Genomic DNA, 25,706 nt, shown 5'->3' on the forward strand with positions numbered 1-25,706 from the left:
ATGGAAGCTAAAAAAAGCATTCGCCTCCTGATTACAAGACAAATTGATCTTCATTCACCTTCTTATGAAGAAGAATTTATTATTCCGTACCGTCCGAATATGAATATTATTTCTGCATTAATGGAAATTAGAAAAAACCCTGTCAATGCAAAGGGGGAAAAGACAACTGCTGTTGTTTGGGAAAGCGTGTGTTTGGAAGAGGTTTGTGGAAGTTGTTCAATGATCATTAATGGGAAACCGAGACAAGCATGCTCAACTTTGATCGATAAATTAGAACAGCCGATCCGGCTTGAGCCTTTAAAAACCTTTCCTGTCATACGAGATTTAATGGTCGATCGAGAAAGAATGTTTGAGGCACTGAAGAAAGTGCGGGCCTGGATTCCAATAGATGGTACATATGATCTAGGCGCCGGCCCAAGAATGCCAGAGAAAACGCGGCAGTGGGCATATGAATTATCTAAATGTATGACATGCGGCTGTTGCCTTGAAGCATGTCCAAACGTTAATCAAAAATCCTCTTTCATCGGTCCTGCCCCGTTATCCCAAGTTCGTCTTTTTAATACCCATCCTACTGGAGCGATGAACAAAGAAGAAAGATTAGCAGCTATTATGGGGACCGGCGGAATTACAGCTTGTGGAAATTCACAAAACTGTGTGGAGGTTTGTCCAAAAGGGATTCCATTGACCACGTCAATCGCTGCCCTGAATCGAGAAACAACATTGCAATCCTTTCGGAATTTTTTTGGCAGCTGAGTCGATTTTACAATGTACTAAGGCAAATTAAAAAACGAATAATTTTATATTACTTATCGTCAGAATTTAAGTTAGAAGTAACTATTTAGATAACTGAATGTTCGTTTTTAACTTGAAGCAAGCCATTATGAAATTGATTAAGCCGGGTTGACGTCACTATTTTATAAAACTATTTAACAAAAGGAAGACACCGAGTAAGGGCGGTGTCTTTTCGCCTGAAAACGATCGAGTTTGCAGTTTGTCACCTTGAAAAAGTCGGTCATTCTCAATTCAGGCTTGGCAACATACAGTAAAACCTGTAATTATTGCTGAATTCTCCACAATGTCCATCTAAGCAAAACTTTTCAGAAAAATCCGCGGGCCTAGACTGGAGAGGGAGTTTAGCTAATTTCAACTTGTAAAATTTTAGTAAAGGAAAGACTCAAAGTATCATCGTCATTCACTATTTTTAACGAACCTTCTATTGGATCAATTTTTTGAATCCAGCCCCAGAACTGTGCTGGTTCGTATTTTTCTGCATAGGTAATCGTAACTGCCCGCATCTGTTCGATTGATTTCAGAATCTCACGATTGATCTCTTCGAGTTGATCATGATCTAGTAGAGGCGGGATAAACTCTTGCTGTTTTCTCTTTTCTTCTAATAACTGTTCTTTATGCTCAGGCAGCATCATCCGACTTGATTCCCAGCGCAAATTATGTCCTTTGCTTAGTTTATTTATTTTCATATTTGTTCACTCCTATTTGTAATGTCCACCTATTTTTCTGGCACGCTCAAAAGCCTGCCCTGCTTGAGTTAAAGAAGAGGCCCGAAAAATAGCTGTCCGTCCATATTTGTTCCATATGGCATCTAATGCATGATTTAAGCGCTCTCTCTCCAAATAGTTATCGAATAAATCGATTTGATAGCAGTCAGATGCTTGTAGGTTGGTTAATGAAACACCAAGGCTTCTGACTGGTTGCCGATCCCAGTGTCTTAAAAATAATTCATAGGCTGCAGTAAAAATATCCATATCAAAATTAGTAGGAACCGGCAATGTCATCTGTCTATGGAAACCAGTTGGAGCATCAAAATCAGTCCCTCTAACTCCGCATGAAACGGTAGTTCCCATATAGCCTTTATTCCTACATCTTCTAGCTACTTCAGTACAAAGCTCCAATAAAACGGTTTTGATTTCCCCTATTTCAGAATAATCTCTTGGCAATGTCATATGATGTCCGATTGCTTTTTGCTGCTCATGTGTTTTGACCGAAACAGGAGAATGGTCAATGCCATTGGCGGTTTGCCAGAGAACTTCTCCATTAATACCCCAGCGTTTTTTTAGTATTTCGACGGGAAATGTAGCTAATTCCCCAATTGTAAAGATGCCCATCCCCTGCAAATTTTTCTCCATTCTTCTTCCAACCCCAAACATCTTGCCAACCGGTAGTTTCCAAAGCTGTCCCATATTCGTTTCATCTAGCTTAAATATTCCATCTTCATTTTGTTTTGCAAAGTTATCACAAGCCATTTTGGCAAGAGCTTTGTTTTTGCCAATACCGATCCTCGCATATACTCCGACGTTATTGAAAATTTGTTGCTGCAATGCAGCTGCAATTTCGTACTCATTTCCCAATATGTTCAAGCTTCCAGAGACATCCAAAAATTGCTCATCAACTGAAAATGGCTCAATTAAATCGGTAAATTGCTCCATGATCCGGCTAATCGCCACTGAGACATTTATATAGGTTTGCATATGCGGTTTAACGACAACTAGTTGAGGGCATTTTATTTGAGCTTGCCACAAAAGTTCAGCAGTCTTAATTCCAAAGCTCTTGGCAATTGGACATGCTGCGAGAATAATTCCCGACCTTCTTTCAGGATCTCCGGCTACTACTAGAGGTTTATGCTGATAATCTATATTTCTAACCTTTTCCACAGAAGCATAAAACGATTGAATATCTACAAGGAAAATCACTTTATCCTTCATGCTGATATCTTCCTTTCTCCAAAAGGGAACATATATTCGTATTCATTATATGCGAATATATGTTTGTGTAATACTGGTAAATATTTCTGGGTGGTAAAAAGAATTCTTTTGAGTATTAACAAGAAAAGTAAACATTTGTGAAGAGAAAAAGAGTGACAGTTTTAGATTGGTATCATGAAAATGGTTAGGCAATAGGATTCGGGAAGAAATAATGGAGCAGATGCCATATTCTTGAGTCGGCAGTAGATATAGTAAAAACAGTGATAAATCGATATTTGAAATTCATTAATAATGTAAAATGATTTAAAGGTAGTTCAAGGAGGTTTTATACTCATGTTTGTAGAAATTTTTAACTACGAATTAGAAGGGTTGAAAAAGAATGCAGAAGTGAGTGAGATAAAAGAAAAGGGGGATGGGGTTTGAAGCCTATAAAAGTTTATCATTATGATGCATTTAGCAAAGAGCCTAATAAGGGGAATCCTGCAGGAGTTGTTTTGAACGGAGATGAGTTAACTGAAGAGGAAATGCAGGAGATTGCTTTAAAAGTAGGTTTTAATGAGACGGCTTTTCCAGTTGAATCGGAAGTAGCTGATTTGAGAATACGTTTTTTTACTCCTGGTCATGAAATGAATCTTTGCGGTCATGCCACGATGGCAACGGTTTATGCGTTAAAAACGAAAGGATTGTTAGGGGATAAAACGGATCTAACAATTGAAACAAGAGCTGGAATATTGCCTGTAACGATAACCGGAAGTGACCAATTTATAACGATGAAACAAGCTCAACCAAAATTTGAAAGCTTTAATGGTTCAAAAAAAGAACTAGCAGACTCAATCGGATTGGAAGAATCTGATATCGAAGACAATTTACCAATAGTATATGGAAGTACAGGTACGTGGACATTATTAATACCAATAAAAAAATTAGAGGCATTTAAAAAAATGCGCCCTAATAATCATATGTTCCCTTCTATTTTAAAGGAAATACCCACAGCATCTGTGCACCCATTCTGTATGGAAACCTTTGATTCCAATGCCAATATGCATGCTCGACATTTTTCTTCACCGTATTCAGGTACTGTCGAGGATGCAGTAACGGGTACAGCTTCAGGAGTGATGGGAGCTTTTTATGCGACATACATTAATCATCATTTTAAAAAATCTTTGCACCTTATTGTTGAGCAAGGTCATGAAATTGAAAAAGATGGTCGAGTTATGGTCCGCATTTTAAAAAATAATGAATCTTTAGATGTTGAAATTACTGGAAATGCCGTGTATGTAAAGGATTTTGACATTTTGTTAGAAGAAGCAAAGCCCATTTAGTAAAGTGATTCTTTTCAATCGCAAACAGGCGTATCTGATAATGTTACTGTCCAATGAGAAATAGATTGATTAAAAAGCTTATACAATATAGCAAGTGGAGAACCATTTTCTTCACTTGCTTTTTTGAACAAATCCGCAATAAATCGTAAAAACGCGCACATATCTTCAAAATCTGCGCAATAAACGTAAAGCTAATCAGAATATCTTCAGTGGGGCTCAACATGGACATGTACTTCATAGACTCCATAACCATCCATCAAAACGTCTTCAATTGCGGTTGCAATATCATGAGCTTGCTTGATATCTAAGGTTGAATTGACGAGAATGACCACATCGATCACTTCGTTATTACCGTAATTCCTTCCTTTAATTTCTTTTATTCCTTTAACACCAAAAATGCTTGAAATTACCTTTTGATACATGACGAGCTTAGTTTCATCAAATCCATCAGAAAGTTCATGGGCAGCCTGCTTAAAAATATCCCAAGCTGTTTTACAAATTAACAGCCCTACGATCACAGCGGTTAATACGTCCAACCAGGGCATATTTAATTGAGAAGCAAATATCCCGATTGCTGTTCCGATACTTACCCATGCATCAGAGATGTTATCCTTTGCAGCGGCCATCACGGCTTTACTGTTGATTTTTAGCGCTAAATTTTTATTGTAACGATAAACAAAATACATGGCTATTGCACTAACAACACCAGTGTAAGCAGCGATAATGTCGGGCGCTTCCTTGCTGCCCTCAAATAAAGATGATCCGGCATCAATCAGCACTTGTATCCCAACGGCTAACATAATAAAGGAGGCTGTCATCGAGGCGATCGTTTCGCTTTTCCAATGGCCGTAACGATGGTTTTTATCAGGTGGCTTGCGCGCCAGTTTTAGCCCAATAAGGACAGCAAGTGATGCAATAATATCGGTTGTATTATTGAGGCCGTCTGCTTTTAAAGCAGCAGAATCGCTCATATGGCCGACAAGTAATTTTATGATAGACAGAACAATATAAGCAAAAATACTAAGAATTGCTCCCCGTTCGCCTAGTTTGAGGTTGTGATATTTTTCAGTATTCATTCTTCGAACTCTCCTATATTTAACATATTACTAGGATAACAACAACTAAATGGGTGGGTCTATAGCAATCTTATTGTGCCATTCTATATAAATAGGGAAAGCGAAAAAATGTTTCGTTAAGGAAATTTGGGTTCTGCTAAAAGTATATTTCATAGTATTTCCCAATTTAAATGATGCGAGAACGTGAGGTGTGGAAGAAGAGAGTAGTTATGCTACAATATCAGCAGATGGAGGGGATGATAGAATGGAAATTACCATTACAGACATTGCAGCGAAGAAGATTGAGGAAAAGACTGGAGAGCAAAAGGGTTTTCTTAAGCTGAAATATGATACAGAAGGGTGCGGTTGTGTCGTAAGTGGGGTCACAGCCCTCTGGCTAGTTAACGAAATTGATGAAGATGACCGGGCGATTGAAACGACTATTGGTTCGATCTATGTAGAAAAATCAAAAGAGGTATTTTTAAACGAAAATCTTAAAATTGACTTTTCTTCAAGTTCCAATAGCTTTCAGCTAAAAAGTCCGAATGAATTTTTGAACCCGAGAATGAGTTTTGTCAATAAAATAAATTAACGATATAGTAAATGGCTGGCATTGATACATCATCAGTCTATGCCAGCCATTTGTTTATTTCTATTGTCTTTTACAACTACATAATCCGCTAAAAACTCATCTACTACTTTTGCATAGTCCTCTTTATTTTCATTCAATGATTGGGCATGGACTCCGTTTTCAGCAATAAATAACTTTTTTGGTCCTTGTTTCTGTTCATAGAGAGCCTCAGTCATCGTCGGCAGGATAAAATCATCTTCCTTACTATGGATAAAAAGGATGGGTTTCTTAATATGATCAATAACAGAAATAGGGGAAACATCCTTTAAAGAGTATTTTTGGCGCATTTTAATAAAGAGGTCGGCTACGGGTAACAGCATCTTAGCTGGCAGCTTCAATTCTGTTTTTAGGCGATAAGCGAGTTGTTCTTGAAAATCAGAAAAGGGGCAATCAGCAATATAAAAGTCAGCCGCGTCTTCAATCATACCTGCGTAAAGAAGCATGGTGGCAGCCCCCATAGATTCGCCATGAATTCCCAAGAGAAAATCCGGTCCTCGATCTAGCCGCAACCAATCGACAATCGCCTTTAAATCAAATTTCTCGTAATAGCCATAACTCGTTGTTTTGCCGCCAGATTCTCCATGGCGCCTATGATCATAGATCACGGCATTAAAGCCTCTTTCTAAAAAAAGATTCATATACTTAATGGAGTTAAATTTATTTTCTGTTACACCGTGACAAAAGATCATGTATTTATTTGTTTGATGGGGTTCAACAACAATCGCCTTTAAGTGATAGCCAAAGTTGGAAGCGATCAAAATTTCTCGCTTTGGCAATTGCTCAAAAGAAGTGGTATTCAATCTTCCAGCAGATTTTTCACGGTCAATGATAAAATCATCATCCTTCTTTTTCATGTACATAATCCGGTTGGAAAAATACAGGCCAACAGTCAAAAAGGCAAAAAGAAATGACAAAATGAGACGAAGCGCTTTCCTCATGACGATTCCTCCAAAAAAATCATTGAGTTAAATTTATCATTACACATTTTAAGTTAAAAAACGAGTTTTGGCTTGCGGTTTACAGAATTTTAACTTAGGTTGGCAGCAGATTCATGCTAAAAATTAATATAGCCGAAATTAAAGTTAAAATTCTCCGATTAGAATTCGTTTTCTCTTTCGTTCGATTAAGCAAAGTATGGCACCGATTACGGTCTTAAAGACCAGGGAGAAACAGTGCCAATTATTTTTCGTTCAGATGAAGAGGCAAGAAGAGCATTAATCACACCTTCGCAAATTTCCCGATTGGTCAGCCATCTAGAAAAGCTGGCTTCAATCATAAAACCCAAAATAATTTCCTGATAGTGAATGTGTGGGCATTCTTTTATGTATGTATTCCTGTCGTCATCCTTTCTTTCCGGATTGGCAAAGGCACTTCCATACAATTGCACATAGCGGCTGCCTGGTGAGGTATGCGCCTGTAATTGCAATAACGCTGCAGGGGTATGTGGGGCAGTGCTATGTATCCAATTAACTGACACGAAAAATGGTCCAAAATGGGAAATAGATTGGGAAATTCTACGAATGAAATCATCGGTTTGAGTATAATCAATAGCTATGGGATGAACGGTTCCAGGAAGGTTTCTAAATGCAAAGCTTAAGCTTTGCAACTTCTCTTTATTCCTAGCTACGACGGAAACCGTATTGCCTTGCTCGACAAAGTAGCGAACAACACCTTTAAGCATACCCGTTCCACCAGTAACTAAAACATGTTTTTCTTCACTCATGTGCACTCATCCTTCCTTTTGTAATATTCGTAGTATTTTCATTTTAGGATAATGATGAAATCGAATCAAAGGAAAAAGGAATTTAGTCAGAATGAGCGAAGTTGGTTATGAATGCCCATTTGGCATGGGAGCACGTAGGCTAGGGGTTAAAACAACTGAACATGATACAGAGATAATTAGTGGAAAAACAAAGTTAAACGATTGTCCACGAAGGATAGGGATGACTACATGACGGGGAGAGACTGGCAGAAAACCAAGTCTCTCCACTACATTATTGTTTAGAATTCTGCCTTTTTGTTGGATGAATAGCTTGTTCTAACTCTTCGGCAGCTATGTTTTGTTTCACATTCTCAGCATGAGGCTGTCCTTTTTGAATGTTTCCTTTTTCACGCTTTTGGCTCATATTCGTTTCCTCCTTTTCGATAAACCCTCATCCATAGAATGAGTTAAATAAGAGGAGCTTATACGTTCAGTGATAGTGAACAAAAGCTTACAACGGAAATAGAATGGGATAGGTGCTATAATGGATTTTACCACTTCATAAAAGATTAGACCGCAAGAAATAATCTTTTATGAAGTGGCCATCAAATGAAAACATTTTAGGTGTTTTTTTAAAAGTAAAATTAGACACTTTCTTAACAAACACCGAAGGGTTCATGAACCGAAAAAATTCTCCATTTTTTTAATTCACTACTTTATAAATTGTGTTAGATATATATAAAGATACACCGTATGAATCTGCAACATCTCTAAATTTTGTAATATAACCTCCTTGAACGACTCCATTTATTTTATAGTTACCAGAAACATTACCTAAATAGGTTGCTGTTGAACCACTACTATTATAAACACCTGCACCGCTATCACCAGGCAAAGACCAGTCAGTACCTGCTACTTTGGCAATATTAAAAGTGTAAGTCTGCTCTGGATATTTAACAGTCGTATTGGCGTTTGTCACAGCACCACATGTATAATCTGATGTAATTCCAGACTTACACGCATATTGACCAGTGTAAACATTTGACAATGAAGTAATACTTGCGTCATAAGTATTGACAGAATTATAACGTTTTAGTTTATTTGTAGCATATCGCCCACCAGTTAATGTACTATCAGTGGTAATTCGAACTAATCCAATATCTAATCCTCTACCACGACCATCGGCGTGTTGTCTTCCAATATTAGTAGAATATTGTCTTACTAAAGCACCTCTCGTTGCAGATGTTTCAGCAATTCCAAAACAATGCCCAGCTGTCGAGATAAAGTAATTCCCATCTTTATAGAAAATTGCACCAGTTGAGCATGAAGAACCACTGGACATTCTAATGCCAAGCCCTGAAACTTGTTGATTCCAATCTTCTTTTCTTCCTTTATTTGGGCTTGATTAAAAATTTACTTCTTCAACCAGTAAAATATCTTGATATTTTATTTTTAATTGGTTTACTAAATCTTCTGGTAATCCTTCATAATTAAAAGTAAGGACTAGGTTTTGTGTTTTAAATAAAGCATTTATTGTAAAAGTAGATCTTTTAAAATCTTCATATGATAAGAAGGATACTATATCATTTAAGATAGATTCTTTTAAGTTATCAAGTTCTGTAATAGAGTAGTTCACTTCTTCAAGTTTAATGTAACTATCCCCTACAATTTCGATGATATGATTGGTCAATTCAGTACTCTTTAAAGTTCGATTTTTTAAGCCGATGTGTGCTACACCCATCTCATCAAAATATAGTCCGCCAACATCTTCAAATCTTTTGAGTGATCCATAGTTTTTTTCAAGTGTCTTTTCAATACTTTCTATATTTTAAAGCACCTTGATTCGGGTTAAATTTAGTATTCTCATAGGTTGCTGAAGAAGCGCTAGTTACATTAACAATACTAAAAATGAATACGGAAACTAATAACGATTTGAGAATTTTTCCCATTCTGTAGTCCTCCCCAAAATATAATTTAACTTTTCGTAGTCTATTTGATTTCGAAGGTAATTCCCAATAGATACTTGATTTGTTTATTCTCGATTTCCTTTATAATCCTATACTTCCCAACAATTAATTCATCTTCTAAATAAGATTGTAAATTAATAGTTTCAATACTAGAAGAATGCGGTTCTACTGCGAATAATTGAACTGTAAAGCTTTTTTCATCAATTGGGAATACTCTTTTCCATTCTTCATTGACGTATCTTTCGATTGTCCATTCATTACCATACGTCACTTCATAATTATTGGAGTTTTCTATATTAATTTCTAAAACAGGTTTATTTAAATGAGTTTGATTATTATTTAAGGAAAGTGTAATACCATTAATACTTGAAGGTATACTTTGAGTATTTTTGGTTTTTGGGAAATATTTCGTTGTTAATCCCCATAAAGCTAAAATAATTATTAAGATAATGAAAAAAATAAAAATTGACTCTTTCATAGAAGACCTCCATATTATTGAATAATAGTTTAATCTTTAAATACAAACGCTAATAAGTTTTTCAAGATAGAAGTGTATATTTAGTAATGTAATTCTTTAAACCAAATTAGGACCATTTACGAAGGAGATACAGTTTAGCATGTAAAAACGTAAGATTCCTAGAAAAAACACTAACTGCAAACATAATCAAAGTGCTGCAATTGTTAGTTTTTCATTTAACATAGCTCCTTTACATTGGAATACAGTTAAATTATACCAATTTATAATGTTCAATCATTGATTAAAATTAAATTATTTGTGAATTGCCGGTGAATAGTTGGCCGAAACAAATGTTATAATCGATATAAGTTCTTATAGTGAGGGACAAGTCTGAAATAACTATTACGGCCAACCACTAGAAAAGAAGGCATAGTGAAACAAGCCATCACATAATGATTGAACAGGAGATGTTTGGTTAAAAAATGAGTCTCAGGTCGTTACTGGTATGACACGAAACCCTTGTGATTTAACTAATAAAAGAGCTTGTTCTACCGTGATTTCACAGTTTACTGGAATAACATCAGCCTTTTTATACAATAGGGTTCTTTCTTTTTGAGAATATTGTAGATAGCGGTTAAAAGCATTCGTGCAATGGCAATAATTGCCCGTTTATGACCTCTACGCTTTTTTTAGTTTCAAATAGCGGTTCGAATTTCGGGGTGCATGCCACTTTTGACACAGCGGTAGCACACTGTACCAAAAGGTGCTTTATATAACAGCCTTCTCCGGTGTAATCAATCCGTCAATGGCAAGTTCCAGTTCAGGAAGTTTAGTCTTGATGGAGCCGTGGATAAAAGGTTCAATATCAAAAGTAGTGTTTAAAGGATTTTTAAGGAGCTTTTCAATGATGTTCATAGAGCTTTTGCCGAAGGTATCTGAAACAACATGTCCAAGCTGGATGTTAGACACGGTTAAACGGTTTTGAAGATGGTTCTTCTCACTTGACATAATGTTAGTCCGTTCAAAACGATAACGCATAAGATCACGAAGTTGTCTGATCGCATGTGGAGGCATAAAGCTTCCAGCTACGAGGTCATGCTTAAACAAATCAGCAATCCATTTGGCATCCTTTTTGTCTGTCTTTTTTCCGCGAATAGCTTTGACATATTTAGATGTGAATTCCATACAGACATCCTTACAGTTATTCTCACAAAGCCATTCTGGCAGCTCATTCAATCCTTTTGTATAGGTTGAAAAGCGATGGCGTTTGTAAATAGTGACTCCTTTTTCAGATAAAGCAATACAGTCCACAACAAAGGTTTTGTGGACATCGATTCCACAACAGATGGGATACACAATTTTTAAATTTGTAGTGACTGTTATCCCTATGACCTTAGGATATTAAAAAAAACGCTCGAGGCGCAATTGCTTCATTGCGTTTTGTGCCTTGAGTGCAGCGAAAGGAATGGATATAAATATGAAGAAAAAGAAACAGAATATACAAGCAAAAAAGGAAGATAAACCAGTAACACTTGGGGATATGCTGAATGCTGATTTACTGAAGCAGTTAAAGGACCAGAAGCAGCAATTAAAGGAAGCAGAAGAAAAAAAGCAGCTTGAAGAAGAGGAGAGAAAAAGAGAAGAGCGCCGGTTGCGAGAAAAAAATAAGTCGTTTGAAGAATTGCTAAACGAAAGTCCGATGGATTGGAAAAAGTTCAAATAGGATAGAACAGCTCTTGATATATTTAAAGGGAACAAGAGAATCCGACTAAGATAAGCCTGAACAATGATGCGAAATGCTAATGACAATTTCGCAGTCATGTTCGGGTTTTTTATTGCTTGTTTCTTGTAGGAATAAATATGCCGTATACCATTGTTAAATCCACTTTTGTGAGAAGTAGAGGAAAAGGCTGTTCCCCAGCAGGCATGCAAGGAAGGGCAGAATTAGCGCTATGATGAAGATTAAAGCTTTTCACATAAAAACGATAGACAGCTGTAATGTTTCAGCCTCTTTTGGAGACTATGGCCAGCCTTGAGGCAGCTGGTTTTAAAATCCACTTACTTTAACATATAATGAATGATAAAATGATTTGTTGACTTTACAATGCATAGATTTTGATATTGGTGGTGTGGAGAATTGAAGGGAATTAAAGTGTGGGTTATAGCAGCTGTTCTTATCATCGCCTGTTTCCTTCTGTATATATTTATTTCAGGAACAGCTCAAACTGCACCTGAGGGAAAAAATGTGAGTGTTGTATCAAGTATGAATGATGAGGATGTAGAGAATCATTCTGATGATATTGATGGTGAAGAAGAACAAGAAGAGGATACTGGGCAGGAACAATCAGTGACAGTGGTGATTAAAGAGAAAGTTAAGGAAATAATCGAAGGAGCAATTCGTTTCTTTAATGATGATAAAAAAATCGTTGCAATCGGTGATTCTCTCACAGAAGGTGTAGGAGATGAAACGGATAATGGCGGTTATGTCGGAATTCTCAATCATACGTTTGAAGAGCAGAATATTCATATTTCGATTGAGAACTTGGGAAAAAGGGGCAATCGAACGGATCAATTATTACTTAGGCTGGAAAATGACGAGATTGCATCAACAATTAAGAAGGCAGACATTGTACTCGTCACAATTGGTGCAAATGATATTATGAAAGTGGTTCGAAGTAATTACACGAATCTTAACATGGAGCCTTTTGAAAAAGAAAGAGTAAACTATGTTGAGAGATTAAGAGCTATTTTTACGAAAATGAATGAACTAAATCCAGAGTTGGAAATCTATTTGGTTGGCTTTTACAATCCATTTGAGCGTGTCTTCGGAGATATTGAACAATTAGATATCATTCTTGATAATTGGAATCATGCAAGCGAATTGGTGACAGAGGAATTTGAAAATGTAATCTACATTCCGACTAAAGATTTGTTTTCTAACTCAACGATCAACCTCTTATCTGATGATCATTTTCACCCTAATACAAGCGGGTATAAATTGATGGCTGAGCGTGTGCTCGAGTATTTGGATGATTTTAATGAACAGTCGGGATTGCCAAGTGATGAGACCGAATAGAAGGTGGGGAAAAATGAGAATACAGATAAAAAGAAAACCGTCATGGAAGCAATTATTTATAGGATTGGCTGGAGTAAATGCTATTCTATTCATTCTTTTTTTCACGCTATTGCTATGGCCAGTATCTGGAGCAGAAATGCCCGAGAAAACTTATATTGAGGAGGAGCCGGGCGCTGAATTTACGGTCAACTCAAGCAAGCAAAATTTAAGTGAGTTAGTCAATGAATATGTCGATAAATTTATGAAGGATCAAAGCGATAAATACACCGTTGATTTTGGTGAAAATGTTAGATTACTAGGGTCAATTGAAGCCTTTCAAACTGAAATTCCCCTCTCCATTACGTTGGAGCCCTCGGTACAAGAGAATGGCGACCTTGTTTTATATGCTTCAGACATGTCGTTAGGCTTACTGCAATTACCAGAAAAGAAGATTCTTGAATACGTGAAAAAAGAATTAGAAACACCTAATTGGGTCAATATTGCCCCGAGTAGTCAATCCATTTATATTGGTATTACCCAAATGGAAATCAAAAGTAACTTTAAGGTAAAGGTTCAGAGCTTTGATTTGAAGAATGATCAGATCACCTTCAGAATAAAAGTGCCAAATAAAACCTTAGGTCTATAGCGGGGTACGGTTCTTGTGCTACCAATTGGGAATTGGTGGTGAGAGAACCGTACTTTATTTACCTTGGATAATTACATTCGGAATGGTTTCCGATTACCGATGAGCTGGATATGTATGTGCACGCGCAATCTTCTGAATCAATGCTACCTCTTCTTTCGTCAGTGGAGCAGAGTTTACGGCTTTTACGTTTTCTTGCAGTTGCCCAATGGAGCTTGCTCCAACAATGACAGATGCAACGGCAGGATTTGCTAGATTGTAGCGTAAAGCAACTTCCGTTAACGGGCGAGAATCGGCGACCTTTTCCTGTAGTTCTGTGATGATTTGTTGAAGCTCATCATAGCTATGCTCCAAGTATCCGGACGGAGAAGCCTTTTCCAGAGCTTTTTCACTTAAGAGTCCCTTGGCGACAGAGCCACGTGTTACGACACTGATCTGCTGTTCATGAAGGAAGGGAAGTACTTTCTCTTCAGGCTTTCGGTCAAGAATACTATATTGCATCATGACGGAAACAATGTTCGATTTTTTCGCATATTCACGAATCACATTTGGACGGATCGAGGAAATGCCGTAATAACGAATAAACCCTTCTGCTTGTAATTCTTCGAAAGCTTCAATTGTTTCATCAATATTGTCTTCAATCGTTCCTCCGTGAAGTTGATAGAGATCGATATAATCTGTTTCGAGGCGCTTTAAATTTTGTTTGACCGCTTCTTTAATATAATGTTTTGAAGGATCCCAGCGCCATCCGTCTTTCTGTTCATTCCAGCGATTGCCCACTTTAGTGGCAATAATGACTTGGTCGCGAACCTGCTTTAATGATTTACCAACGATTTCTTCGTTCACGCCGAAGTCGTATAAATCAGCAGTATCAAAATAGTTAATTCCTTCATCTAAGGCAGCTTCAATGATTTTTTGGGCATGAGCTTTGTCTGTTCCTAGGGACATGCAACCCAGACCTAATTCTGTCACTTGCAAATCAGATTTTCCTAGCCTGTTTTTTTTCATTTTCTTCACCTCTTCTTTTATTTTATTGTATAAAAAATGAAGAACAAAGAACAAACTAATTGCTAGACTTTATTGTTTTTTATATGTTGAATCCAATCATTGACATAATGATGATATTGATTATATTGTGTTAGTTTCTTTTGTACTTCTTGAGCTTTGCCAATCAGAATTATCTTTCTTTTATGCACATATACCTTCATTCATACTCCTCCAAATTAAGTATGCTACACTATATGTACAGATCATTTAGGAATAGAACTGGAGGACTTATGATGAAAAGTCTTGAGGAAAAGACCATTAAGACAGAACCAATTTTTTCAGGGAGAATAATTCGCCTTCAAGTGGATGAGGTAGAATTACCGAATGGAAATACATCAACACGGGAAATTGTAAAGCACCCTGGAGCGGTTGCGGTCATCCCCATTACAAGCGACAATAAAATCGTTATGGTTGAGCAGTATCGTAAACCGATGGAGAAGGTATTGGTCGAAATACCAGCGGGCAAGCTAGAAAAAGGGGAGGAGCCTGCATATACAGCGGTAAGAGAACTCGAAGAGGAAACGGGCTATGAGAGTCAATCGTTAGAATGGCTTATTTCTTTTTACACATCACCAGGATTTGCAGATGAAATTGTCCATTTATATGTGGCAAAGGGGTTAGTAAAGAAAGAAAATGCAGCAAGCCTTGATGAGGATGAGTTTGTGAACGTGCTGGAGGTTACATTGGAAGAGGCGATTGAGTTCGTGAGGGAACAACGGGTTTATGATGCAAAAACAGCTTATGCGATTCAATATTTACAACTTCAAGAGGCGTTGAAAAAGTGAACGATTATTTTGTAGATTTACATATCCATATTGGCAGAACGGAAACAGGTCGAGCGGTTAAAATTACAGGAGCAAAAACATTGACTTTTTCAAATATCATTGCCCATGCAAGGGATTTGAAAGGGCTACATATGGTTGGGATTATAGATTGTCATTCACCTGAAGTGATCATGGAAATGGAGCGGCTTCTAGAGGAAGGAAAATTGCTTGAGCTTGAGGAAGGTGGTCTTTATTATGAAGGGTTGACAGTCATTCCGGGCTCGGAACTTGAAATCTATGATGAGGGAACGAATGGTCCAATTCATGTCCTCTGTTACTTTGCAAATCTTAAGGCAATGAAAAGTTTTTCCGACTGGCTAACAAATCATCTGAAAAATATTCATTTAAGCTCACAGCGTGTTTATGTAACTGGAAGGGAACTGCAAGAAAAAGTAAAGGAGCTTGCTGGTTTATTTATGCCAGCCCATGTATTTACGCCATTTAAAAGCCTTTATGGAAAAGGGGTAAAGAAATCATTAACAGAAGTTTTTGATCCTTCACTAATCGCTGGCATTGAACTTGGGTTAAGCGCGGATACACAAATGGCGGATCAAATAATAGAGCTTCATTCTTATCCTTTTTTAACTAATTCTGATGCCCATTCGCTTGCAAAAATTGCAAGGGAATATCAAAAAATCCGTATGGAAAAAGCGACCTTTATCCATTTAGAAGAAGCGCTAAGAGAGACAAACGGCCAGCAAATTGTCGAAAACTATGGACTTGATCCACTTTTAGGAAAATACCATCAAACAGTTTGTGCAAAATGTTTCGCGAGAGCAGATCAGTATCAAAAAATATGTCAACAGTGCGGTCATGGAAAAGTGATAAAAGGGGTTGCGGAGCGTATAAGTGAGTTAAAAACGTCTGATCATGGACGGTTGCAGCGACCTCCATATATTGCTCAAGTTCCGCTGCAATTTATTCCTGGGCTTGGTCCGAAATGGTTTGATAAGCTGTTGAATCACTTTGGGACCGAAATGGCAATTTTGCATACAGTGCCGGAGTCTGCTTTATATGAGGTTGTACCAGAAAAAATCGCACAATATATTGTTCAAGCGAGAAGGGGAACCTTGTCTTTAGCTGCTGGTGGCGGCGGTAAATATGGAAAAATTTCTGCTAAATTGGATTAGTTGTTAGATAAGACAAGATTCATTCTCGTTGCTGGTAAAGTACATTTGTTAAAAAATGGACGATTAATAGATTCTTCTTTTTTAATAGATTCTCATGTCATATAAGAGTTCAATAAGGCATACATTTTATTGTAAGTCTATTTAGAACTTTAGGAGGCCATGGCATGAAGAAAAAGAAGTACCAGGATATTGTCATTAATCATTTTCGCGAACATTCGTCCATATATTTGTTTGTGGTCGTCCTCTTTCTTATGGGAGTGATTTTTGGAGCGGTCGTAGTAAATAGCTTGAGCTTAACGCAAAAAGAAGATTTATTTTATTATTTATCTCAGTTTTTTGGACAAGTATCAGATGGAAAAGTCGCCGCTTCTAATGATTTATTCATGCAGAGCTTTTTCCACAATAGTAAATTTGTTGGTTTAATGTGGATATTAGGGATTTCAATTATCGGACTTCCTGTTATACTTGTGCTATTATTTATTAAAGGCATGGTTGTTGGTTTTACAGTCGGCTTTTTAGTTAATCAAATGGGATGGAATGGATTTTTACTTTCTTTTGTGTCGATCTTGCCACAAAATTTAATCATCATTCCTATCTTTATTTTTGGCGCAACTCTATCAGTGGCGTTTTCTATTAAAATGATTAGAAGACAATTTATGAAGAAGTTAGGTCAGCCTATTTTTCCGTTGCTTGGTAGATATGTACTGGCTTATATCGCTGTACTCGCCATATTAATGGCTGCGGCAGGCATTGAAGCTTACGTATCACCGACTTTAATGAAGCTGGTAGTAAGTGCAGTACAGTAAACAGAAGCCTTGAATAGTTAATAAATTAAAATGATTGTTATTTAAAAATCATTTTCTTTCCTTGATTGTAATGATTTTATTTTGAAATTGCTCAGCTCTCTGTTATAATAAAAGCGTGACAGTGGCGAGGAGGACAAATCATAATGGAAACAAGAATTGAAAGAATTAAGAAGCATTTACATTCATCTAGCTATAAGTTAACACCTCAGCGTGAGGCGACCGTGAGAGTTTTGTTAGAGCACGAAGAGGATCATTTAAGCGCTGAAGATGTCTACCTCCTTGTTAAAGAGAAGTCACCTGAAATTGGTTTAGCAACTGTTTATAGAACACTAGAGTTATTAACGGAGTTAAAAATAGTAGACAAAATAAATTTTGGAGATGGCGTTTCCCGCTATGATTTAAGACAAGAGGGGGCTGCGCATTTCCATCATCATTTAGTTTGTATTGAATGTGGCGCTGTTGATGAAATCCAAGAGGATCTATTAGAGGACGTAGAAGCTGTTGTGGAACAAAGATGGAACTTTAAAATTAAAGATCATCGCCTAACCTTTCATGGAATTTGCTATCGTTGTCAAGATAAAGATGAAGAATAAGATAAAAGCCTTTTTCTACCTGGAAAAAGGCTTTTTTGTTGTTTGGGAAAAGGCATACGTTTACGTCTAGCACAAGCGTTTAATGTTAATCCGTTTTCGCTAAGTCAGCCTCTGGCACAAGATCTGGACTTTTACAGTTTGTATAGTCATGAGCGCGAAGGAAGGTTCTTAAGTTCATCTTTGCAGGAACAACTCGATATATTGTTTTTATTCTCGTTTTTCCGATATTATACCGATAAGAGCTTAAAGAGATATGTATGGGAGGTATATTTCTTGTCCTATTTGGCATATCTTTTACTATAAGGATGTTCTTTTAGTTGTTATGTAAGTGGCTAGGCATTTTTTTAAATTGAACAACTATATGAGCTGTTTTGGAGGAACGAATAAAATGAAATCATGGCTTAAGCTTGTATTAAATACATTTAAAGTATTTTTGCTATTCACAGCATGCACAATTCTTTTTTACTATGGTATTATATGGGTAAATGAAGAGTATCAGGATTATCACCGCTATGATGAGCCAAGTGGATCAGCGATTAAAGTATCGGCAAATGTCAATGAGGAAACGCCATCATGGTTCAATCGGTTAATTTTGTTTTACTTAAACGGGGAGTAATGTTCATGGAGCTTCAACTGAAAGATTTTATCCATTTCTTACTAGTCGAAAAAGGACTAGCAGAAAATACGCTTATTTCATATGAACGAGATTTGAAAAGCTATATTAAATTTTTGCAAGAAAACGAAGGAATCTCGCATTTTCAGAATGTTCAACGAGCGCAAATTGTTCATTTTCTAGGGTTCTTAAAAGAACAGGGTAAATCAGCAAAAACAATGGCTCGTCATACTGCTTCTATACGTGCTTTTCATCAATTTATGTTAAGGGAGCGAATTGTTGAACAAGATCCTTCCGTTCACATCGATACACCAAGGCTTGAGAGAAGTCTTCCTAAAGTTTTAAGCATGAATGAAGTAGAGCGGTTGCTAGATTCGCCAAAGGCTGAGAACCATTATGGAAAAAGAGATAAAGCGATGCTTGAGCTTCTTTATGCGACTGGGATTCGAGTTAGTGAACTTATTAGTTTGAATATAGATGATGCCCATTTAACGATGGGATTTGTCCGTTGTATTGGAAAAGGGAATAAAGAAAGAATTATCCCATTAGGAAAGTCTGCAACAAACGCCATTCAGGAATATTTAGATAACGGGCGACCGAATTTTGTCTCGAAAAAACATAGGGATGATGCCTTATTTTTAAATCATCACGGAAAAAGATTAACAAGGCAAGGTTTTTGGAAGATTTTAAAACGGCTTACGAGTGAAGCTGGTATTCAAAAAGATCTTACTCCTCATACGTTACGCCATTCCTTTGCCACTCATTTATTGGAAAATGGTGCAGACTTAAGAGCAGTTCAAGAAATGCTTGGACATGCTGATATTTCAACAACACAAATTTATACCCATGTAACGAAGACACGCTTGAAGGATGTATATAGTAAGTTTCACCCGCGTGCCTAATAGAGTAATAGATTTTTTCGGCTACTTAGGATTTATAGGTAGCTTTTTCTTGCCACTTTTTAGTAAAATATAGATGTCAGACTTCCGACGAATTAAAGTCAATTGTATTCTATGTTTAAAGCAGGGAAAAGTAAGCAATATAAATGATCAACGGTGATTAATAGTCAATAATCAATGATGTTGCCAAGGAGGAGATTGAATGACATTTCAATATAAACGAATCTTTTTAATTGTCATGGATTCTGTAGGAATCGGTGAAGCACCAGATGCAGAACAGTTTGGCGATAAGGGAGCAGATACATTAGGGCATATTGCCGAAAGGATGAATGGTCTTCATATGCCGAATATGGGAAAACTGGGTCTCAGCAATATCCGTGAAATTAAAGGAATCGAAAAAGCAGAGAAACCGTTAGCTGTTCATACAAAAATGCAGGAGGCTTCGAGCGGAAAGGATACGATGACAGGGCACTGGGAAATTATGGGGTTGAATATTGATACTCCCTTCCGCGTATTTCCGAATGGATTTCCTGAAGAATTAATTTCCGAGCTTGAAGCAAGAACAGGAAGAAAGATTATCGGTAATAAGCCTGCAAGTGGAACCGAGATTCTCGTGGAGCTTGGTGAGGAGCATATGAAAACCGGTGATTTAATCGTTTATACGTCGGCTGATTCTGTTCTGCAAATTGCTGCTCACGAAGACATTATCCCTATTGAAGAACAATATAAAATTTGCAAAATAGCTCGCGAACTGACACTTGATGAGAAGTATATGGTCGGACGCGTGATTGCTCGACCATTTGTCGGAGAGCCCGGTGCTTTTAAAAGAACCGCTAACAGACATGATTATGCATTAAAACCATTTGCTCGAACGGTCATGAATGAATTAAAAGATGCAGGCCTCGATGTTATTGCGATTGGAAAAATCTCTGATATTTATGATGGAGAAGGGGTAACGGAATCGTTGCGAACGGTTTCTAATATGGATGGCATGGATAAGCTTGTGCAAACATTGGATATGGATTTTACTGGATTAAGCTTTTTAAACTTAGTCGATTTTGATGCTTTATTCGGACATAGAAGAGATCCGGAAGGATATGGAAAGGCTCTTGAAGAATATGATGCAAGATTGCCAGAGGTATTGGCAAAATTACAGGAAGATGATTTGCTTATTATAACAGCAGACCATGGAAACGACCCTGTACATCATGGAACAGACCATACCCGTGAATATGTTCCGTTGCTTGTTTATGCAAAAAATATAGAAGGGAAGTCATTGCCAATACGGGAGACGTTTGCTGATATTGGGGCAACAGTAGCTGAAAACTTTAAAGTAAAGCTCCCTAATTACGGACAAAGCTTTCTTGGTGATTTAAAGTAGTGGAGGGATCATGAATGAATTATGAAAACATTGTAGCAGCAACTGAGTATTTACAAAAAAAGCTCGATTTGAAACCTGAAATTGGCCTCATCCTCGGTTCTGGGCTAGGAGTACTGGCTGATGAAATTGAAAATGCAGTAAGCATTCCTTATCAGGAAATTCCTGATTTTCCAGTATCGACTGTGGAAGGCCATGCCGGTCAGTTAGTTTTCGGCCAATTAAACGGGGCACCTGTTGTAGCCATGCAAGGAAGATTTCATTATTATGAGGGCTACAGCTTTGAGCAAGTGACTTTCCCGGTTCGAGTAATGAAAGAACTCGGGGTGAAGTCGCTTATTGTGACAAATGCTGCTGGAGGCATCAACGAGTCTTTTTCAGCTGGTGACCTTATGCTAATTACTGATCATATTAATAATATGGGCTCTAATCCTTTAATTGGAAAGAATGATTCGCGATTAGGTGCAAGATTTCCGGATATGTCAGAGGCGTATTCAAAAGAACTTATTCATAAAGCCAAAGCGATTGCTTCACAGTTAAACATTAAGCTTCAAGAAGGTGTATACGTTGGCAATACGGGTCCTACATATGAAACGCCTGCTGAAGTAAGGATGCTACGGGTAATGGGTGGCGATGCAGTGGGAATGTCGACAGTTCCAGAGGTAATCGTAGCTCGCCATAGCGGTCTTGAAGTGTTAGGAATATCTTGTATTTCGAACATGGCTTCCGGCATTCTTGATCAACCGTTAAACCATGAAGAAGTAATTGAAACAACAGAAAAAGTGAAAGAAAATTTTCTTCGTTTTGTCAAAGCAATGATCAAGGAATTAAAGTAAAACCGATAATCATCTATTTCTGAAAAAGTGGTGAATACACGTGAGAATGGTCGATTTAATTGAAAAGAAGCGAGACGGAAAAGAACTAACCACAGAAGAGATTCAGTTCATTATTGAAGGATACACTAAAGGTGAAATCCCAGATTATCAAGTAAGTGCACTGACAATGGCGATTTATTTTCAAGGGATGACTGAAAAAGAACGGGCAGATCTTACGTTGGCGATGGTTCGCTCAGGGGAGCAGATAGATCTTTCAGCGATAGAAGGGATTAAGGTTGATAAGCATTCAACTGGGGGAGTGGGAGACACCACGACCCTTGTACTAGGTCCCTTGGTCGCTTCGGTTGGAGTGCCAGTTGCAAAAATGTCAGGACGCGGTCTTGGCCATACTGGTGGAACCATTGATAAATTGGAATCGATTTCTGGATTTCATGTTGAAATAACAAAGGAAGAATTTATTCGTTTAGTAAATAAGAATAAGCTAGCTGTCATCGGCCAAAGTGGAAATTTAACGCCAGCAGATAAGAAGCTTTATGCCCTGCGAGATGTGACGGCGACAGTGGACAGCATTCCGCTCATTGCTAGCTCGATTATGAGTAAAAAAATTGCTGCTGGCGCCGATGCCATCGTTTTGGATGTAAAAACCGGTGCCGGAGCCTTTATGAAAACGATTGAAGATTCCCGGGCGCTTGCGAAAGCAATGGTTCGAATCGGTAATAATGTGGGCAGAAAGACAATGGCGGTTATATCTGATATGAATCAGCCACTTGGCTTTGCGATTGGCAATGCTTTAGAGGTCAAAGAAGCAATTGATACATTAAAAGGGGAGGGACCGGAAGATTTAACAGAGCTGTGCCTTGCCCTTGGAAGTCAGATGGTGCTTTTGGCCAATAAGGCGAGTAATCTCCAAGAAGCACGAGAGAAGCTACAAGTTGTCATTGAAAATGGAACTGCTTTGGAAGTATTTAAAACCTTTTTACAGTCACAAGGTGGAGACAGTTCAGTTGTGGATGACCCGTCCAAGCTTCCACAAGCAAAATACATTTTTGAATTAGAAGCAAAAGAAGATGGCTATGTAACAGAAATGGTCGCTGATGAAATAGGAACGGCAGCGATGCTTCTTGGAGCAGGTAGAGCGACAAAAGAGTCAAACATCGATTTAGCAGTCGGCTTTATCCTCAATAAAAAAATTGGTGATAAAGTGACAAAAGGTCAATCACTTGTGACGATTTACAGCAATTTTGAAGACGTCAGCGAAGTGAAAGAAAAACTCTATCGAAATATTAAAGTCTCACCATCAAAAGTGGATGCACCAACCCTTATATATGAAATAATTACGGAATAAAACAGCAGTGAACTTCAAACTGGACCATCAACAAATAATATGTTGATGGTCTTTCTTTTTGTTGCGAAATCTCAGTCACAGAGCAAACTGAAAGGCTGGAAGAAAATGAGCCAAAAAATCAACATCGTTATATAACAAAGTCACGCTTAAAAAGATTTTTGCTGCCATTCAAGAGACATTTTGCTATTATTTAGTTGCCCGCTGCATCAAAAAGTTATTGTTGAGAAACCGAACGAATCAAGTATGTCTCTAATTAGTATTTTTTTAGGAGGTATTATGAAATATATGGATATTTTTCAAGCCGCTGCTCATAATGATTTAGTAAAAGTGAAAAATATACTTAATGCAGGTTGGAGCATTAATAGAGGAGATGAAGATGGATATACAGCACTTCATTGGGCCGTACAAGAGGGGAATTTAGAAATCGTAAAATATTTGTTAGAGCATGGAGCAAACATTGACAGTTTGGATCATGAAAATTACACACCTATTGAAATTGCTTGCCTAAAAGGGCATAAAGAAATGGTCGATTTATTAATAGCTTACAACTGTAATTTAGAATTAAACCGCAATGGTTTTACCCCTCTGCATGCTGCTGCAGCAAGAGGCAGAGTTGAAATTATAAAGCGATTGCTCAAAAAAGGGTTGAATGTAAATGAACAAGACCAAAACGGAACAGGGTATTCCCCATTACACTGGGCTACGCAAGAAGGCTCTACAGAGTGTGTAAAGTTATTGGTTCACTCTGGTGCAAATATTAATTTGAAAGACCAATATGGTTTTTCCCCGTTGTATATAGCAGCGAGTGAAGGATATACGGAAATAGTTCGTCTTTTATTACGTAACAATGCAAAAGTAGATATTATTTGTGAGGAATCTGGAAATTCAACGCCTTTAATGATCGCCAGTATATACGATCATCCTGATGTAGTAACACTATTGATTAATCATAATGCCGACATTGAAGCGAAAGATAATGAAGGCAGAACAGCACTTTTTCAAGCTGCTTTAAATAAAAATAAAGAAATGATAAGTATTTTATTAAAAAAAGGAGCTAATAAAAATATCACCGATATACATGGTAAGCGTCTAGTTGATATTTTAAATGAAGATTAAGAGATTTGTTCAATAATAAAGAAACGGAAGGAATCCCTTTCCTTTTATAATCAGGAAAAGCAAGTGGAGCGTACTGAATTCGACTGTCTTCACTTGTTTTAAACCACAGTTTTTAAGAGAAGATCCGCAATTAAATAAAAAAATCCCCGAAAACAACTGAGATTCGGCATTAGCAACTTGCTGTGCCATAACTTTTTCAACTCTATCTTTTTCCTTAAAACCCAATTTTTACTCTGTGCATGATTTTCCTTGTATAATTTTAGATTTATTGGTGAAAAATGGATCTATAAAGAATGGAGGGTTATGTCATGAGAAGGTTTGTATCTATGTTTCTAATATCGTTATTGGTTACATCATTCATTACCCCTGCTGTGTTTGCAGAAGAAAAAACAAGTGTAGAATTAGCGGATAATGCAAAATCCGCCATCCTTATTGAAAGAGATACTGGCACAGTACTTTATGATAAAAATAGCAATGAAAAATTACCTCCTGCAAGCATGACGAAAATTATGACGATGCTTTTAATTATGGAGGCAATTGAAAGTGGAAAATTAAAAATGGAAGAAAAAGTTCGCACAAGTGAGTATGCAGCCTCAATGGGAGGATCACAGGTTTTTCTTGAACCAGGTGAAGAAATGACAACAGAGGAAATGCTAAGAGCAATTGCCATCGGTTCAGCTAACGATGCATCTGTGGCAGTGGCAGAAAGGATAGCTGGCTCGGAGGAAGCATTTGTAGAAGCGATGAATAAAAAAGTAAAAGAGCTGGGGCTTAAAAATACCCAGTTCCAAAATACAACTGGCTTGCCTGCAGATAACCATTATAGTACTGCACATGATATGGCCATTATTGCGAAGGAATTATTGAAGTATGAGGATATTACCAAATTTACTGGGACATATGAATCCTATTTGCGAGAAAAATCGGATAAAAAATTTTGGTTAGTGAACACAAATCGGCTTGTTAAATTCTATCCAGGAGTTGATGGACTGAAGACAGGATATACGAGTGAAGCGCAATATTGTTTAACCGCAACCGCTGAAAAAAACGACATGCGTGTTATTGCCGTTGTATTTGGGGCTCCGACATCAAAAGCGCGAAATGCCCAAGTGACGAAAATGCTCGACTATGCCTTCAGTCAATATGAAACACATCCATTATATGAACGCAATGTCTCCATTGAGAAAGCGAAAGTGAGTAAAGGAGATTTGAAAAAAGTGGATGCTGTAACAAGTGAGCCAATTTCTATCTTAACGAAAAAGGGAGAAAATGTTAAAGATGTTCAACAGGAAATCATGATTAAGGAGAATATTAAAGCTCCTCTTAAAAAAGGTGACGAAGTTGGACAATTAAAGCTTATGAAGGATGGAAAAACGCTTGTTCAGAGTCCATTAGTTGCAAGTAAAGATGTCAAAAAAGCGAGCTGGTGGATTTTATATAAACGCTCCTTTGGCATGTTTACGAAGGCTGGAGATTAAAACACAGTTGTGCAGTTTCCTTTCATGAAAACGCATGATCAAAGCCTTTGTCGAAATGTCTTTTATTCCAACTTTTTTTAGCGAATTGT

30 protein-coding genes are annotated in these 25,706 nt (G+C 37.4%); 17 read left to right on the plus strand and 13 right to left on the minus strand.

Annotation, left to right across the window (positions count from 1 at the left end):
* Nucleotides 1–753, plus strand: coding sequence for a succinate dehydrogenase iron-sulfur subunit (gene sdhB, locus FCJ93_RS07005; protein WP_095306657.1), 753 nt, complete (start codon nucleotides 1–3; stop codon nucleotides 751–753).
* 380 nt (nucleotides 754–1,133) lie between these two features.
* On the opposite strand, the gene FCJ93_RS07010 is transcribed toward sdhB, so the two are convergent.
* Together FCJ93_RS07010 and FCJ93_RS07015 are read right to left on the minus strand one after the other, a co-directional pair.
* On the minus strand, nucleotides 1,134–1,478 hold the full coding sequence (locus FCJ93_RS07010; RefSeq protein WP_095306656.1) for a YolD-like family protein: 345 nt from the start codon (nucleotides 1,476–1,478) through the stop codon (nucleotides 1,134–1,136).
* Nucleotides 1,479–1,490: 12 nt separating this feature from the next.
* Nucleotides 1,491–2,720, minus strand: coding sequence for a DNA polymerase IV (locus FCJ93_RS07015; protein WP_095306655.1), 1,230 nt, complete (start codon nucleotides 2,718–2,720; stop codon nucleotides 1,491–1,493).
* 419 nt (nucleotides 2,721–3,139) lie between these two features.
* On the opposite strand from FCJ93_RS07015, the gene FCJ93_RS07020 reads away from it, so the two are divergent.
* Complete coding sequence (locus tag FCJ93_RS07020) at nucleotides 3,140–4,042, plus strand: PhzF family phenazine biosynthesis protein (RefSeq protein ID WP_095306654.1); 903 nt, start codon at nucleotides 3,140–3,142, stop codon at nucleotides 4,040–4,042.
* A gap of 206 nt (nucleotides 4,043–4,248) precedes the next feature.
* Here the strand turns inward: FCJ93_RS07020 and FCJ93_RS07025 are convergent, their stop codons facing one another.
* Nucleotides 4,249–5,118 (minus strand): cation diffusion facilitator family transporter, encoded by an 870-nt coding sequence (locus FCJ93_RS07025; RefSeq protein ID WP_095306653.1) that lies wholly within the window; start codon nucleotides 5,116–5,118, stop codon nucleotides 4,249–4,251.
* A 244-nt stretch (nucleotides 5,119–5,362) separates the two neighbouring features.
* Between FCJ93_RS07025 and FCJ93_RS07030 the strand changes: the two genes are divergently transcribed.
* On the plus strand, nucleotides 5,363–5,689 hold the full coding sequence (locus FCJ93_RS07030) for an iron-sulfur cluster biosynthesis family protein (protein ID WP_095306652.1): 327 nt from the start codon (nucleotides 5,363–5,365) through the stop codon (nucleotides 5,687–5,689).
* A gap of 32 nt (nucleotides 5,690–5,721) precedes the next feature.
* Here the strand turns inward: FCJ93_RS07030 and FCJ93_RS07035 are convergent, their stop codons facing one another.
* The 8 genes from FCJ93_RS07035 to FCJ93_RS25395 all read right to left on the minus strand — a co-directional run bounded on the left by FCJ93_RS07035 (nucleotide 5,722) and on the right by FCJ93_RS25395 (nucleotide 11,039).
* Nucleotides 5,722–6,666, minus strand: a complete 945-nt coding sequence (locus FCJ93_RS07035) for an alpha/beta hydrolase (RefSeq protein WP_095306651.1) — start codon at nucleotides 6,664–6,666, stop codon at nucleotides 5,722–5,724.
* 206 nt (nucleotides 6,667–6,872) lie between these two features.
* Complete coding sequence (locus FCJ93_RS07040; protein WP_095306650.1) at nucleotides 6,873–7,451, minus strand: SDR family NAD(P)-dependent oxidoreductase; 579 nt, start codon at nucleotides 7,449–7,451, stop codon at nucleotides 6,873–6,875.
* A gap of 271 nt (nucleotides 7,452–7,722) precedes the next feature.
* Nucleotides 7,723–7,854 carry a hypothetical protein gene (locus FCJ93_RS25620; protein WP_268951569.1) on the minus strand — a complete coding sequence of 44 codons (132 nt, stop codon included), beginning with the start codon at nucleotides 7,852–7,854 and terminating at the stop codon, nucleotides 7,723–7,725.
* Nucleotides 7,855–8,133: 279 nt separating this feature from the next.
* The gene (locus FCJ93_RS07045) at nucleotides 8,134–8,772 is read right to left on the minus strand and encodes a chymotrypsin family serine protease (protein WP_137743210.1); all 639 of its coding nucleotides are present in this window, start codon (nucleotides 8,770–8,772) and stop codon (nucleotides 8,134–8,136) included.
* A 63-nt stretch (nucleotides 8,773–8,835) separates the two neighbouring features.
* Entirely contained in the window at nucleotides 8,836–9,120 is a 285-nt protein-coding gene (locus FCJ93_RS07050; RefSeq protein WP_137743211.1) for a hypothetical protein, read from the minus strand.
* 121 nt (nucleotides 9,121–9,241) lie between these two features.
* Nucleotides 9,242–9,379 carry a hypothetical protein gene (locus FCJ93_RS24810; RefSeq protein WP_170211227.1) on the minus strand — a complete coding sequence of 46 codons (138 nt, stop codon included), beginning with the start codon at nucleotides 9,377–9,379 and terminating at the stop codon, nucleotides 9,242–9,244.
* Nucleotides 9,380–9,419: 40 nt separating this feature from the next.
* Nucleotides 9,420–9,875: an immunoglobulin-like domain-containing protein gene (locus FCJ93_RS07055; protein ID WP_095306647.1), complete on the minus strand. Its 456-nt coding sequence runs from the start codon at nucleotides 9,873–9,875 to the stop codon at nucleotides 9,420–9,422.
* 747 nt (nucleotides 9,876–10,622) lie between these two features.
* The gene (locus tag FCJ93_RS25395) at nucleotides 10,623–11,039 is read right to left on the minus strand and encodes an IS110 family transposase (protein ID WP_235879433.1); all 417 of its coding nucleotides are present in this window, start codon (nucleotides 11,037–11,039) and stop codon (nucleotides 10,623–10,625) included.
* 292 nt (nucleotides 11,040–11,331) lie between these two features.
* Between FCJ93_RS25395 and FCJ93_RS07065 the strand changes: the two genes are divergently transcribed.
* The 3 genes from FCJ93_RS07065 (at nucleotide 11,332) to FCJ93_RS07075 (ending at nucleotide 13,555) form a co-directional block, all read left to right on the plus strand.
* On the plus strand, nucleotides 11,332–11,577 hold the full coding sequence (locus FCJ93_RS07065) for a YqkE family protein (protein ID WP_095306646.1): 246 nt from the start codon (nucleotides 11,332–11,334) through the stop codon (nucleotides 11,575–11,577).
* Nucleotides 11,578–11,991: 414 nt separating this feature from the next.
* On the plus strand, nucleotides 11,992–12,930 hold the full coding sequence (locus FCJ93_RS07070) for an SGNH/GDSL hydrolase family protein (RefSeq protein ID WP_095306645.1): 939 nt from the start codon (nucleotides 11,992–11,994) through the stop codon (nucleotides 12,928–12,930).
* Between the two features lie 13 nt (nucleotides 12,931–12,943).
* Nucleotides 12,944–13,555, plus strand: a complete 612-nt coding sequence (locus FCJ93_RS07075; RefSeq protein WP_137743212.1) for a YpmS family protein — start codon at nucleotides 12,944–12,946, stop codon at nucleotides 13,553–13,555.
* A 93-nt stretch (nucleotides 13,556–13,648) separates the two neighbouring features.
* On the opposite strand, the gene FCJ93_RS07080 is transcribed toward FCJ93_RS07075, so the two are convergent.
* Nucleotides 13,649–14,560, minus strand: coding sequence for an aldo/keto reductase (locus FCJ93_RS07080; RefSeq protein WP_095306643.1), 912 nt, complete (start codon nucleotides 14,558–14,560; stop codon nucleotides 13,649–13,651).
* A gap of 62 nt (nucleotides 14,561–14,622) precedes the next feature.
* A complete protein-coding gene (mciZ, locus tag FCJ93_RS07085; protein WP_095306642.1) occupies nucleotides 14,623–14,760 on the minus strand; it encodes a Z-ring formation inhibitor MciZ in 138 nt (45 codons plus the stop codon).
* Between the two features lie 72 nt (nucleotides 14,761–14,832).
* On the opposite strand from mciZ, the gene FCJ93_RS07090 reads away from it, so the two are divergent.
* From FCJ93_RS07090 to FCJ93_RS07140, 11 genes are all read left to right on the plus strand, one after another.
* Nucleotides 14,833–15,384, plus strand: coding sequence for an NUDIX domain-containing protein (locus FCJ93_RS07090; protein WP_095306641.1), 552 nt, complete (start codon nucleotides 14,833–14,835; stop codon nucleotides 15,382–15,384).
* Nucleotides 15,381–16,553, plus strand: a complete 1,173-nt coding sequence (locus tag FCJ93_RS07095) for an endonuclease Q family protein (protein ID WP_095306640.1) — start codon at nucleotides 15,381–15,383, stop codon at nucleotides 16,551–16,553. The genes FCJ93_RS07090 and FCJ93_RS07095 overlap by 4 nt, the downstream gene beginning before the upstream one ends.
* A 164-nt stretch (nucleotides 16,554–16,717) precedes the next feature.
* On the plus strand, nucleotides 16,718–17,359 hold the full coding sequence (gene spoIIM, locus FCJ93_RS07100; RefSeq protein ID WP_095306639.1) for a stage II sporulation protein M: 642 nt from the start codon (nucleotides 16,718–16,720) through the stop codon (nucleotides 17,357–17,359).
* A gap of 143 nt (nucleotides 17,360–17,502) precedes the next feature.
* Nucleotides 17,503–17,952, plus strand: a complete 450-nt coding sequence (fur, locus tag FCJ93_RS07105) for a ferric iron uptake transcriptional regulator (RefSeq protein ID WP_095306638.1) — start codon at nucleotides 17,503–17,505, stop codon at nucleotides 17,950–17,952.
* Between the two features lie 388 nt (nucleotides 17,953–18,340).
* A complete protein-coding gene (locus FCJ93_RS07110; protein ID WP_095306637.1) occupies nucleotides 18,341–18,568 on the plus strand; it encodes a YqzK family protein in 228 nt (75 codons plus the stop codon).
* A gap of 5 nt (nucleotides 18,569–18,573) precedes the next feature.
* Complete coding sequence (gene xerD / locus FCJ93_RS07115) at nucleotides 18,574–19,467, plus strand: site-specific tyrosine recombinase XerD (RefSeq protein WP_095306636.1); 894 nt, start codon at nucleotides 18,574–18,576, stop codon at nucleotides 19,465–19,467.
* 199 nt (nucleotides 19,468–19,666) lie between these two features.
* A complete protein-coding gene (gene deoB / locus FCJ93_RS07120; RefSeq protein ID WP_095306635.1) occupies nucleotides 19,667–20,845 on the plus strand; it encodes a phosphopentomutase in 1,179 nt (392 codons plus the stop codon).
* A 14-nt stretch (nucleotides 20,846–20,859) separates the two neighbouring features.
* Complete coding sequence (locus FCJ93_RS07125) at nucleotides 20,860–21,678, plus strand: purine-nucleoside phosphorylase (protein ID WP_095306634.1); 819 nt, start codon at nucleotides 20,860–20,862, stop codon at nucleotides 21,676–21,678.
* A gap of 40 nt (nucleotides 21,679–21,718) precedes the next feature.
* Nucleotides 21,719–23,023 carry a pyrimidine-nucleoside phosphorylase gene (locus tag FCJ93_RS07130; RefSeq protein WP_095306633.1) on the plus strand — a complete coding sequence of 435 codons (1,305 nt, stop codon included), beginning with the start codon at nucleotides 21,719–21,721 and terminating at the stop codon, nucleotides 23,021–23,023.
* Nucleotides 23,024–23,299: 276 nt separating this feature from the next.
* Entirely contained in the window at nucleotides 23,300–24,139 is an 840-nt protein-coding gene (locus tag FCJ93_RS07135) for an ankyrin repeat domain-containing protein (RefSeq protein ID WP_170211228.1), read from the plus strand.
* Nucleotides 24,140–24,447: 308 nt separating this feature from the next.
* On the plus strand, nucleotides 24,448–25,617 hold the full coding sequence (locus tag FCJ93_RS07140) for a D-alanyl-D-alanine carboxypeptidase family protein (RefSeq protein WP_170943515.1): 1,170 nt from the start codon (nucleotides 24,448–24,450) through the stop codon (nucleotides 25,615–25,617).
* Nucleotides 25,618–25,706: the final 89 nt, after the last annotated feature.

It is taken from the genome of Robertmurraya siralis (genome assembly GCF_005502275.1).
In the GTDB taxonomy this organism is placed as follows: domain Bacteria; phylum Bacillota; class Bacilli; order Bacillales; family Cytobacillaceae; genus Robertmurraya; species Robertmurraya siralis.